Source organism: Pectobacterium araliae, assembly GCF_037076465.1.
Taxonomy (GTDB): Bacteria; Pseudomonadota; Gammaproteobacteria; order Enterobacterales; family Enterobacteriaceae; genus Pectobacterium; species Pectobacterium araliae.
Map to the genome: position 1 here is coordinate 3,126,157 of NZ_AP028908.1, position 12,275 is coordinate 3,138,431.

12 protein-coding genes are annotated in these 12,275 nt (G+C 49.5%); 5 read left to right on the top strand and 7 right to left on the bottom strand.

The window, feature by feature from the left end:
• Nucleotides 1–9: 9 nt before the first annotated feature.
• Complete coding sequence (locus AACH44_RS14215; protein ID WP_261847655.1) at nucleotides 10–933, top strand: GGDEF domain-containing protein; 924 nt, start codon at nucleotides 10–12, stop codon at nucleotides 931–933.
• Between the two features lie 189 nt (nucleotides 934–1,122).
• On the opposite strand, the gene AACH44_RS14220 is transcribed toward AACH44_RS14215, so the two are convergent.
• From AACH44_RS14220 to AACH44_RS14230, 3 genes are all read right to left on the bottom strand, one after another.
• The gene (locus tag AACH44_RS14220; protein WP_261847656.1) at nucleotides 1,123–1,941 is read right to left on the bottom strand and encodes a hypothetical protein; all 819 of its coding nucleotides are present in this window, start codon (nucleotides 1,939–1,941) and stop codon (nucleotides 1,123–1,125) included.
• A gap of 205 nt (nucleotides 1,942–2,146) precedes the next feature.
• A complete protein-coding gene (locus tag AACH44_RS14225) occupies nucleotides 2,147–3,205 on the bottom strand; it encodes an alpha/beta hydrolase family protein (protein WP_261847657.1) in 1,059 nt (352 codons plus the stop codon).
• A 38-nt stretch (nucleotides 3,206–3,243) separates the two neighbouring features.
• The gene (locus AACH44_RS14230; RefSeq protein ID WP_261847658.1) at nucleotides 3,244–4,011 is read right to left on the bottom strand and encodes a sulfite exporter TauE/SafE family protein; all 768 of its coding nucleotides are present in this window, start codon (nucleotides 4,009–4,011) and stop codon (nucleotides 3,244–3,246) included.
• Nucleotides 4,012–4,240: 229 nt separating this feature from the next.
• Between AACH44_RS14230 and AACH44_RS14235 the strand changes: the two genes are divergently transcribed.
• On the top strand, nucleotides 4,241–5,143 hold the full coding sequence (locus AACH44_RS14235) for a LysR family transcriptional regulator (protein ID WP_261847659.1): 903 nt from the start codon (nucleotides 4,241–4,243) through the stop codon (nucleotides 5,141–5,143).
• 14 nt (nucleotides 5,144–5,157) lie between these two features.
• On the opposite strand, the gene AACH44_RS14240 is transcribed toward AACH44_RS14235, so the two are convergent.
• Nucleotides 5,158–5,931: a DUF3750 domain-containing protein gene (locus tag AACH44_RS14240; protein ID WP_261847660.1), complete on the bottom strand. Its 774-nt coding sequence runs from the start codon at nucleotides 5,929–5,931 to the stop codon at nucleotides 5,158–5,160.
• Nucleotides 5,932–6,299: 368 nt separating this feature from the next.
• On the opposite strand from AACH44_RS14240, the gene AACH44_RS14245 reads away from it, so the two are divergent.
• Nucleotides 6,300–7,757: a hypothetical protein gene (locus AACH44_RS14245; RefSeq protein ID WP_338659302.1), complete on the top strand. Its 1,458-nt coding sequence runs from the start codon at nucleotides 6,300–6,302 to the stop codon at nucleotides 7,755–7,757.
• 251 nt (nucleotides 7,758–8,008) lie between these two features.
• Here AACH44_RS14245 and AACH44_RS14250 read toward each other — a convergent pair whose 3' ends face one another.
• Nucleotides 8,009–8,863: a PA4780 family RIO1-like protein kinase gene (locus tag AACH44_RS14250; protein ID WP_261847662.1), complete on the bottom strand. Its 855-nt coding sequence runs from the start codon at nucleotides 8,861–8,863 to the stop codon at nucleotides 8,009–8,011.
• A gap of 234 nt (nucleotides 8,864–9,097) precedes the next feature.
• Here AACH44_RS14250 and AACH44_RS14255 point away from each other — a divergent pair, with 234 nt between their 5' ends.
• Complete coding sequence (locus AACH44_RS14255; RefSeq protein ID WP_261847663.1) at nucleotides 9,098–9,223, top strand: hypothetical protein; 126 nt, start codon at nucleotides 9,098–9,100, stop codon at nucleotides 9,221–9,223.
• 67 nt (nucleotides 9,224–9,290) lie between these two features.
• Here AACH44_RS14255 and AACH44_RS14260 read toward each other — a convergent pair whose 3' ends face one another.
• The gene (locus AACH44_RS14260; RefSeq protein WP_261847664.1) at nucleotides 9,291–9,878 is read right to left on the bottom strand and encodes a TetR/AcrR family transcriptional regulator; all 588 of its coding nucleotides are present in this window, start codon (nucleotides 9,876–9,878) and stop codon (nucleotides 9,291–9,293) included.
• A 101-nt stretch (nucleotides 9,879–9,979) separates the two neighbouring features.
• Here AACH44_RS14260 and AACH44_RS14265 point away from each other — a divergent pair, with 101 nt between their 5' ends.
• Nucleotides 9,980–10,381, top strand: a complete 402-nt coding sequence (locus AACH44_RS14265) for a nuclear transport factor 2 family protein (RefSeq protein WP_261847665.1) — start codon at nucleotides 9,980–9,982, stop codon at nucleotides 10,379–10,381.
• A gap of 249 nt (nucleotides 10,382–10,630) precedes the next feature.
• Here AACH44_RS14265 and guaA read toward each other — a convergent pair whose 3' ends face one another.
• Nucleotides 10,631–12,208: a glutamine-hydrolyzing GMP synthase gene (guaA, locus tag AACH44_RS14270; protein WP_261847666.1), complete on the bottom strand. Its 1,578-nt coding sequence runs from the start codon at nucleotides 12,206–12,208 to the stop codon at nucleotides 10,631–10,633.
• Between the last annotated feature and the right edge of the window lie 67 nt (nucleotides 12,209–12,275).

A 12,275-nucleotide genomic window follows, 5' to 3' on the forward strand; every position in this document is an offset into this window, starting at 1 on the left:
AGATCCGCAATGCCTTTTAAAGAGTATGACCACGACTTCATTGATAGAAATAAGAAGGCTTCCTCGTCAATCAGGTTCGCCCTTTTATTGTCTGCGTTAATCATTATACTTAATCTCCTGTTCTTTAAGCACCGCGATTTTCAGGAGCAGTTGCACGATAATCCAGGGGTTTATACCGATTCGATTGCACTGGTTTTTCTTTTTTTTATCTTATCGTGTACCAGTAAAATATCACTTAACCATACTTCGGCTTTATCCATTCGCCTCGGACTCCATGTCTGGATAGGCTCAGCCACATTTGACTTCATGGATGAGTTTATCTATCAACCCAAGCTAGTGGGGTACTATGTTGAGGATATGCTGAGAATGATTGGTATGTCTGGCGTCGGATTCGGTGTCTATACCCTGATACAGCAAATCAACAATAAGTATGTCGAAGCCAGAATACAGTCATTCAGCGATGAACTGACACAGTTACCTAATCGCCGATTTTTTATTAACGAATTAAAAAAACTCGAAGCGAAAACACCCTATTTATTTATTATCGACATCGATAATTTCAAAGTCATCAATGACAAATATGGGCATACGAAAGGCGATGAAATATTAAGTAAGTTCGGCCATATTCTTTCCCGTTTCGATAACAGTGAAGTCGTCGCAACCCGAATAGGTGGCGAAGAATTCGCGATTATTCTGTATGCCGGGACACAGGATCGGGCAGAGAAGCTGGCAAGAGAAGTATTAAAAAACGCCAACAAAATCATCATTAAAAATAGGCATCATCTTTCTGTCAGCATTGGGGCAGGTAAAAAACAGCCGCAGGAACCCACAGAACACTTTATGAAACGCGTGGATGTTGCACTTTACCAAGCCAAAAACACCGGCAAAGGCAAAGTGGAATGGGCTCTGGAGCCGAAAGAAAAAAACTTGTAATACAACGACTCAGCCCCATCCGATAACATGGCCGCGCCGTCCGCCGCTGAAAGACATCAACGCCATTTTCGCTGAAATGAAAGACGGGAAAATCACAGGCCGTAGGGTAATCGAACTGCCACTGTAAGCCGCGATTTATTAATATAAAACGAGAGTGCACAGCGCTATCCCGTCTGTTTTCTCCATCTCTTAGCTAAGCGCTTGTGTATTACCGGGGCACACGAGCTGCTTACTTTTAATATGGTAAACCTCAACATCAGGACGCGTGAAAAAGGCGATTTCCCACGGGTTTTTGGTGACAAATTCATGGCGCACTTTTTCATAGAGCGGATTGTCGCGCGCAATAATAAACGCGTCCCCTTCAATAATGGTGTAGTTCCATTCAATGGCTCGTTCGAAGGTATAATGGCTGCGCTCATCCATCGCAAAAAAGCAGTGCGGATTGCGTTTGAGTAACTGAGATTTAAAAGTTTCGGGGAACGTAATCAGGAAAATATCGTTATCCACGGACGACAGGAACGCCAGCACCGTGGTATGCGGCTGTTCGGCGGCCATGGTAATCAATACGCCAACTTTATTGGAGAAATCCTGCTTTTCCGTCAGCGGAAAATCCACCATTGGCGTCAGAGGTACAGGCATTGACGGGCGATCATCTTGCGGAAACTGATAACCCGGTTCGCGGATATCCAGCACGGGTGTGAAACCATGCAGGAGCTGACATTCCCTTGGTTCCAGTACCACCCAATCACCGTCGCTTGCTATTACGCGTCCTTTGTAAGAGGCGCGATAGACCTGAATATTGGCATCAAACTCATCGACCCCAGAGCGGTTATCAAGGTGAATGGTTGCCAGATCGCCAACGACAAACTCATGTCCGTGCGGGAAAAAAACGCGCAGGCTGTTATCCGCATTGGGATAGACGCCGCAAATATGGATGACCATGCCATCCTGCTTATAACCCGCCAGTACACCGAGAGTTTGCTTTCCGAGATAGCTCACGAGACTCATACATCACGCCTTATTCAGATTGGGCTTCAGAGAGGGATATCGCCCGGCTTCGTTCGGGCCGTTCCAGCAACGGTCAGGGATTATTTGAGAAATCACTCCGTTTGACCGCATGACTTCCTACCTATCAACGGAGAAAGCGCTGAAAACTTTAGGCTTAATGCCTATCTATTTAAGGAATAAGTGCACATCGGGACATTTATCCCCCTCACTCAGGCAAGTGAGGGACTCGTAATGTGTTATTGCTAACCTCAGTAGTTATCCACTCGGTCATCTGCTTAATGGCGCCGGGTGCATAAGCCTTCCGGCCTAGAATCATGAAGGCTCCCCTTTTCCACTGCGGCCATTCCGGCGTGAGTTGGTAATTGAACAACCGTGCGCGCAGTAATCCATGCGTCGCTTCCGGCACAACGACGACTTGCTGATGAAGGCGGGCAGTCAGGAGTTGCTGATATCTCGCCGCATTCTTCTGCGGATCGACATTGAGATCGTCGCTCCCCCATAGCGCCAACACTGGGCCAGACATTGTGCTAACGCTTTTCGTGGCATCAGCCAGATAGCTACGAGCAATGAAGGCAAACCGGCGAGGCTCGATATCCGGCCGCTGAGTGGGATAGGCAAGTTCAGGCTGGCCGAAAACAGCATCATTGGCTTTTAACTCGGCGCTGACCTGACGTTCAATCTCCGCTCCCGACAATCCAGCATGCGCCAGCTTCTGGCGAGTATAATAGACACCCTGTTCTCTCCAGTTGAGCGCCCCGCCAACAATCACGGAGAACGCGGGCTGAAACTTACCAGCGGCGGATGGAATGACCCAGCCAGCCTGAGAAAACCCAAGAAATCCGATCTTGCGCCGATCCATTTCAGGAAGCGATCTGACTGCATTCAGCGCAGCACCCGCTTCATCAATACGATCTTGCATAGATTGATTCAGCCAATCACCTGAGCTTTCCCCAACGCCGGGTTTATCCCAGGTAAAAACGCCAATCCCGGCGTCAATAAACTGGTTAATTAAAGGGAGATAGCCAGACTCGGAGAATCGATCTTGCGCCCCATCGCCATGAACAATCAGCACAATGGGCGGAGATGTAATGCCTTTCGGCACAATCAAAGAACCAACCAGAACATTCTGCCCCGACGGAAAATGGTGCGTCGACACAGTGGCGTTATCCAACTCAAAGTCAGATAGCCCTGAAAGCGTAAACAGCGTGGCCATAACGACAATCGACAACACACCAATCCACACTTTCCCTTTTTTCATCTGCATGGTTCTCATTTCGCTGCAAAAACGCATTAATTTAGCGGTTATTTCAGCGCCAGCATAGCGATTCCCACACCGACCAGCATCAGACAAAATGCACCGCGCAGGTAAACGATTGGCAGCTTGTGCGCTAAAGCCACGCCCCAGGACACACTAAATATTCCCCCCAGCGCCAGTGGTAAACCGATACTCCAGTCAACGTTACCCGCCTGCGAATAAGATAGCAGTGCCGCCAATGCACCCGGTACAACAAGTATCAGTGCCATACCCTGCGCCTGCGTTTGCGCAAAGGCAAACAGTGTAACCAGCACTGGCACCACCACCAGACCGCCGCCGACAGTAAAAATACCGGACATAAACCCGCTAGCTACACCGAGCAGCGGTAGGTATTTGGTCGACAGCACAATTTCCGACGTTTGGCTGCGCTTCTTGTTATACCACTGCCAGATATAAAACGCCGCCAACACCAGCAGGAAAGTGGCAAAGGCGCGCTGGAGATTGTGAACATCAATCGATGACGCGATGTGAGCAGCAAGGTAGGCAGACCCCGTTGCGAAAGCGCACATGGTCAAAGCCACCCGTGTATCAATACGGTTACGCTGGCGATAGCGTAGAAAACCAATCAGTACGTTAGGCGTAATCATCACCAACGCAGTTCCCTGTGCCATATGTTGATCCATCCCGAAGAGCACGCCCAGAATCGGAATCGCGATAAGCCCACCGCCAATTCCCAGCATTCCTCCGCAAAGTCCCAGTCCGATCCCCAAAAGCAAACACAACAAAATATCGCTGAACATCATTAAGCTAAACATAACCTAACCAGATAACCCATAAGGTAAAAATAAAGAGAGAACAACACCATCCTAGGTGCAGAGCCGCGTTTTGATAATTCCTGAATCGTCAATGACCCTTTCCTGTTAGGAAAACCTCCGACTGTGCTAACGTACAGCGTGACATAAGACATATGACGGCATGCTGCGCGGAATCAAATTGCCAGCTATTGTGCGGTTTTCCAGCTCGGCTGAGGACTTTCGATAAACCATGATTAATCCAGCGCATTTTGACCTTCAGTCGCTCCGCATCTTTTTGCAGGTTGCTCAGACGGGCAGCCTGACCAAAGCCGCAGAAAAATTTCACATCACGCTTTCGGCCTTGAGCAAACGCATCGCCGAGCTGGAACGTACCGTGGACTGCACGCTATTTACCCGCATGCCGCGCGGCCTGACGCTCACTCCGGCAGGCAAGGAATTGGTGAATCTTGCAGGTAATGTGTTAAGCAACGTGGAGCGCATGGCGAGCGAAATGAACGACTACGCCGTTGGCGTGCGCGGCCACGTACACATGTGGGCGAATACCTCAGCGATTATTCAGTTTCTTCCACAGGATCTAGCATCGTTCCTGCTGGCGCGACCGCTCATTCGTATTAACCTGGAGGAAAAGCTCAGCAAAACCGTGGTGACGGCGCTGGCGATGGGCGAAGCCGATATCGGCATCTTCGTGGACAACGTCGGTTCACAGGGGGTCGAGAAAATCCCTTACCGTAAAGACAAGCTGGTTGTACTCGTTCCTCCTCAACACCCGCTTTCTTCCCTGCCAGAAGTGAGTTTTAACGACACATTGGGCTACGATTACGTCGGCCTCAATAGTGGTAGCTCGTTGCTGAAACAGCTGAAAGATGCCTCGGACGAACTGGGGAGAGTGCTGCGCCTGCGGGTACAGGTCAGCAGTTTTGACGGTATTTGTCGCATGATAGAAGCGGGGCTGGGGATCAGCGTCTTACCGGAGGGCGCGATTCGCCCGGAAGTGCTCGGTACTGGGTTACGCGCCATCAACCTCACCGACAAGTGGGCTTCACGCCAGCTCTGGCTGGGCGTGAAATCCGGCGCGATTCTGCAACCCGAAGTCGCTAATCTGCTGACACACCTGCGGCAATGCGGAGCATAAAGGTGAAGCGAGCCTTAGCCTTCTTCACTGCCCGTTTTCTCATAGCCGAGACGGCCAACAAAGGGTAAACGCAGCGCGGGCGGATTCATATCCACGCCCATGTTCAGCCCCAGAATATTGGCTTCGATGCCCTCTTCAACACCCATCGTGATACCCAGTATGCCCAGCAGAGAGATCTGCATCCCGCTCCCCGACGGCGACCGCCCAACGGGACGTGTAATTGGGCGGTAATCTTTACCAATCGCATTGGCAGGCATATCCAGCTTGAGCGCAGGCACCTCACGGCCAATATGCGCGAGAAACGTATTGCTATTCGGCCCCGGCCACGCATGATAGGTACTCGGCCACGGATAGCTTTTGATGGCGGCTTCAATTTGCGGGATCATAGCCTCCGCCTTGTCACCACGGTGTTCGACTAATAGTCTCGGTTTCGCGCCATACCAATACGCATCCGCCGCTGAACGGTTCAAACGAACGACGTTATCGCTCCCCCAGCTCACCACCTCATAGCGGCGATATTGGGTTTCCCCTGCATTCTTGAAAATGATCCACGGGTGCACCGCCACCAGCCCACGCCAGCCGTAAGTCGGCGCAGCATACACCTGCACGACGGCTATTTGGCGGAATTGCACAGGGTTCGGCGCTAACCCGGAAGAATCGCGTTTAGCAGACCACCAACTTTGCCCACTAAATGTTTCGCCGTTACGTGTTGATTGCGCCCAACTTTGCCAAAAAGACAACAACAGCATACAAATAAACCCAATCCCCAAGAATTTGAGGTACGTCATAGGCCAGATAACTCGCAGAAAAGGAGTGGAACAGAATCGATACGCCTGCGGGCGAACACCCACAGTGAAAATCGGTCAAAAAATCACAGCGACCAGTTTACTGCCAGTTGGTTGTAAGATAAAAGCATGGGGTGAAACCTTGACCTATTTTTACGCTGTGTGGGGTTTTCACAACAGTCAGAAATGACACCAACCCTATTCCGAAAATCGGTGACATTAAGGAATAGCAAACAGACAGCCCTATATAATATATTGATAATTAAGTTAATAGTTCTAAAATATTCAACCTGCGATAAGCGACAATCTTAACCAATATATTTGCCACACATTGCTATTCACTCAGGGAATGAATTAAGGAAATAAAATCGATGATAAGAAAAACAATGATTGCCGCGCTGCTCAGCCTGTCGACAGTATCTATCAGTCAGGCCAATGACAAGATAGAAGCACTCTACGAACGCCTGACGCAGCAGGATGCTCATGCATTAACCGCGTTGACGGCATTGGCGAAAGACAACGACCCGCAGGCATTGAACACACTGGGGTTCATCTATGAATACGGTATCGATGTCCCGCAAAATACCCCACAAGCGATTCAGTATTATCAGCAGGCCTGCGAAATAGGCGGTAATATCGGTTGCTACAACGTCTGGTATTTTTATCAATACGGCAAAGGTGTGGCGCAGGATAAAGAACGCGCCAGACAGTTTGCAGAAAAAATGAATCGTGTCGATCTCAAAATACCGCCTGATGTCATAGCGGAAATCATCGATTATCTGTATAGCGTAAAAGCCAATGCCGATAGTGATATATCACAGCGTTCTACGTTAATTTATGCCGCTAAAAGATACCTCACCAATGGTGATGAAGAGACACAACGTTTCTTTACCCGTATCGGCTTTAGCAAACGGGATGTGCTACGGCTAGCAACATTCTGGGCAAAAGATGGCGATCCAGAACTGAATTTCCTGGTCGGTTATTTCTATAACTTTGGCTATGCCGCTATTAAAAATGAAAATATTGAAGCGCTTAAATGGTTCCGTGTCGCTGCCGAAGGGGGTTATCCAGAAGCACAAAACATTCTGGGGTCGGTATATGAAAAAGGACGCTGGGGTATTCATGTAGACGGAGCAGAAGCTGAAAAATGGTATGAACGGGCAGCAAAACAAGGCAATGACAATGCGCTGATGAATCTAGGGAAAATGTATTACGATGGCGTACTCATCAAGGCAGATTACCGTAAGGCGCATGCATTATTTGAACAGGCCTATAAAAATGACGTGACTGGCGCCAGCAGATATTTATCTCAGATGTATTACAGTGGGCAGTACGTTGGCGTTGATTGTCATCAAGCTCAAAAGTACCAAGGGAGCACAGATAACCCTTATTTTCGCCAATGTGAGAAAGACAAACGCGAGAGAATAGCGACCCGCGACGTATTACCGCTTTTAACGTTAAAGCATGAATCTAGCCCATACGGTGGAGATAATAATCCCTATAAATGCGAGCTTAATTTCTCTATCACTACGAATAAATTAGGCGAAGTCGCCAATTTTCGCGCTACGCTGCGACTCAAAAATAGTGAAGGTGCTTCGGCCGAACAAACACTCGCTTTCCCACCTTTTGGGTTGAGTAGTCTTGATGCCGGAATGATTGGAGAAAAATTCATTTTTTCTCAGGCATCTGCTCTACTCCCGCAGTACAAACCCGATTTTTGCCCATTCAGCGATCTGGAATATCAGGTCACCTCCGCTACCGCCACAATTAACGGCGAGGAGGTGGATGTGCTTAAAGCAGGGATATTGAAACAACAAGAAAAGCGTTAACACTCACGATTAATGCACTGCTTCTGATAGCCCTGCGTTCTGGGCTATTTAACGTTACTCAACACATTTGCCAACGTGGCTATAGCGCGAACTCATGCACTGGGCAGCAATTAAGTAGCCCAAAAGCGACCTCTTAGTGGTGCCCTCGGCATGATTCTGCCATACAGCAAACTGGCGTCATGTGGCTATCACGAATTCAGTTCCCACTGTATCCCTGAAAACTCCATCGACGACTTATATCATTCTGACAATTATTCATCATCGCGTTCTTTTCTTGCCCGCTGACGCTCGTAGAACTCATCTTCAGCAGCAATGATTTCATCGATCAGTGAATCCATATCCACTTCATGTGCCGCTTCCACGAAAAGACCGGTTAGCACTGTTTCTGGTGTTAATTTTCCGTCTTCATATAACATCCAGATTTCTTGCGCATACCGTGTTTGCAATAATTGTGGCGCGAACTGACCGTAATAAGCAGTGATGTTATTCACATCGCGTGCAAACATGGATTCAGCAAGGTTGTTTCCCGCAGCATCCACAGCTTGTGGCAAGTCAATAATTACCGGTCCTTGCGCATCGAGCAGTACGTTAAACTCCGATAAATCACCATGCACAATACCTGCGCACAACATGCGCACAATATTGCGGATCATCGTATTGAAATCAGCAATGGCGCTTTCTTCCGTCAGAATCACATCGCTAAGGCGTGGAGCAACAGCGCCTTCAGCATCAGTGACCAACTCCATCAGTAACACACCGTCAATGCAAATATAGGGTTGTGGTACGCGAACACCGGCATTAGCAAGACGAAACAATGCTTCGACTTCCGCGGTTTGCCAGGACTCTTCTTGTTGCTTACGCCCGAATTTTGAGTTTTTTTGCATTGCACGGGCGTTACGCGTATTACGGACTTTGCGCCCTTCTTGGTACTGCACTGCCTGCTTAAAGCTACGCTGCATTGCTTCTTTGTAAACTTTGGCACACTGGATTTTGTCACCACATAAAACAGTGTAAACGTCCGCTTCCTTACCACTTTTCAAGCGTTGGAGCACATTGTCTATCAGGCCATCATCGAACAGAGGTTGGAGCCTGTTTGGGATTTTCATGCGGCTTTATACCTTATTTCAGCCGCTTTTCGTATCAACAACAAAGACGGCGATACTGGAAAAAATGGCAGAGTCTGAAGAAAGATTTTAATTCTACCAATAATCACCAGATTTTGCTGACCTGCTGCAATCATCTTCTTGCTTCATTCATCCGTTCACCTACCGCTATAAGAGTGATCCCACCGATACCTATCGACCAAAGGTAATGATTTCTTGTTTGCCGTGGATCGGGTAATGGTAGCGAAATGGCTGCGCTGGCTGCAAAAACTGGCACGGGTCATTCACCTTGTCGCGTTTTTCCCTCTGTTTGAGGTTACGTCGTTTGGTATTGGTCAGCATGAAGCAGTGCACATACTGTGAGTATAATCAGCACTTTTGCATTTCAGTAAGTCGGCGCTAAACGGAACTCTGTCCATCCCTCATGTCACTAATCAAGCACGCCAAGCGCGAGAGCAACCAGGGCTTCAAGTTCATTGCGGGCTGCGCCGTCCCTCGCCTGAAATGAAATCATCTGCATGACGCCATGAATGAACGCTGAGCGTTGCTGAATATCACATTCAGGAGGAAGTTCGCCAGTATCGCGAGCATATTCAAGGCGCGTATGTATGAGTTCACGCGTCTTATTTCGTGCAGCTTTGAGATGTGCCCGTGCCGCCTCATTCTCCGGCAGACAGTTCACAACACCAAGAATCAATAGACAACCGCCAGGACCCGTCGATAAAGCAACGTCTACACTAGCGAGAAGCATCCGCTGCAATCCTTCATGCAGGGTTGCAGCGTTGTTTAATTCTTGCATCGGCCTAGCACCAACCGTTTCAATATAGTGATCCACAGCTTCACAAAAGGCTTCTTCTTTGGAGCCGAAGGCGGCATAAAAGCTGGGAGGGGCAATGCCCGCCGCCGCTGTGAGATCAACCAGTTGCGCACCTTCGTAGCCTCGCTCCCAGAACACCTCCATCATCGCCTGAAGAGCGGTATCTCGGTCAAAACCGCGCGGGCGACCACGTTGAGCCATTACATCCTCCTTTTTTTAATTTTCACTACAATATTCTATTGACCTGCGACTTTGTAGACAATAGCATTTATTTAAATCTCACTACAAAAAAGGATCGCACTATGAATATCTCCCCCAGCGCTGTTGTCGAAGAGTTCTTTCGTCGCACCGGATCAGGCGCCCCAGTCGAAAAGATCGCGGAACTCGTCAGTGAGCAGGTCGATTGGTTTGTGGCGGGCGACACAAGCATCGTGCCTTGGATCGGTCGCAAGATCGGAAAAGCCGGAGCTGCGGAATTTTACGCGCAGATCAGGGAACAGATCGAGTCGGAAGCTTTTGAGGTATGCGAAATGCTGGCGCAAGGCAATCGGGTCGTCGTTATCGGGGAGCTTGCTTCTCGCGTTTTGCGAACGGGCAAGCTGATCGAATCAGAATTTTGCTTCGACTTCACTGTCGAAAATGGCGAAATCATCCGGTTTCGTCTTTTTGAGGATAGTTTCGCCGTGGCAAAAGCCGCCGTATAATTACGTCGGCACACACGAGCCAAGGGAATCCGTAAGTCCTTTGGGCTCGTAAGGTTCTTTGGATAACCGTTCCTATAGCCTGCTTGGTCACACAGACGGTCGGTGTTGCGGTTTAGCGATGCCGTAAATCAGACGCTGGGTGATGAGAAAATTTGCCAGAAAGTGCCAGACACAAAAATAAAAAACCCGCAGTTACGCGGGCTTAGGTATGTTTTTACGGTTTAACACAACGCTATTGCAGAAGCAGGTTTATTCCCACTCAATCGTTGCCGGTGGCTTGCCTGATACGTCGTAAACAACACGGGAGATACCGTCGACTTCGTTGATGATGCGGTTGGAAACGCGGCCGAGGAAATCGTATGGCAAATGTGCCCAATGCGCAGTCATAAAGTCGATGGTTTCGACCGCACGCAGTGAGACAACCCAATCGTATTTACGACCATCGCCCATCACACCCACGGAACGAACTGGCAGGAAGACGGTGAATGCCTGACTGACTTTGTTGTACAGATCGGCTTTGTGCAGCTCTTCAATGAAGATTGCATCCGCACGACGCAGCAGGTCACAGTATTCTTTCTTCACTTCACCCAGTACACGCACGCCCAGACCTGGGCCTGGGAACGGATGACGGTACAGCATGTTGTACGGCAAACCCAGTTCCAGACCAATCTTGCGCACTTCGTCTTTGAACAGCTCTTTCAGCGGTTCAACCAGACCCAGCTTCATCTCTTTCGGCAGACCACCCACGTTGTGGTGTGATTTGATCACGTGCGCTTTGCCGGTGGCAGACGCCGCAGATTCGATCACATCTGGGTAGATGGTGCCTTGCGCCAGCCATTTCACATCAGCTTGCTTGCTGGCTTCTTCATCGAACACTTCAACGAACACGCGGCCGATGATTTTACGCTTGGCTTCAGGATCGTTTTCGCCAGCCAGCTCGCTCAGGAAGCGTTCTTCTGCCGCTACATGCACAATGTTCAGTCCGAAATGGTCGCCGAACATTTCCAGAACTTGATCGGCTTCATTCAGGCGCAGCAGGCCGTTGTCGACAAACACGCAGGTCAGACGGTCACCAATCGCACGGTGCAACAGCATCGCGGTAACGGAAGAATCCACGCCGCCAGACAGACCTAAAATCACGTGGTCGTTACCCACCTGCTCACGAATACGGTTCACCGCATCGTCGATAATCTTGGCTGGCGTCCACAACGCTTCACACTGGCAGATATCGCGTACAAAACGCTCTAGCAGACGCTGCCCCTGACGGGTGTGCGTCACTTCTGGGTGAAACTGCACACCATAAAAACGCTTCTCTTCATTCGCCATGATGGCGAACGGACAGGTATCGGTACTGGCAACGGTCTCAAACCCTTCAGGGATCGCCGTTACTTTATCGCCGTGGCTCATCCAGACATCCAGCAGCGGCGCACCCGTGGCGCTCAACGCATCCTGAATATCACGCACCAAGGCGCTATCCGTCTTAACTTCTACCTGCGCATAACCAAACTCACGCTCGTTGGAACCTTCAACGTGGCCACCCAACTGCATCGCCATCGTCTGCATGCCATAGCACACGCCTAATACCGGTACGCCAGCATTGAAAACGTATTCTGGCGCGCGTGGGCTGCCAAATTCGGTGGTGCTTTCCGGGCCACCGGACAGGATGATCCCGTTCGGATTAAAGCCGCGAATCTGCGCTTCCGTGACATCCCATGCCCACAGCTCACAGTAAACGCCCAGTTCACGCACGCGACGTGCGACCAGTTGCGTGTACTGCGAGCCGAAATCCAGAATAAGAATGCGGTGTTGATGAATGTTTTCAGTCATGAGGAGCGTGTTCCAAAAAGCTAAAAAATAAGTAAACCCGGCGAATAGCCCTAAAAAGGTAGGCAAT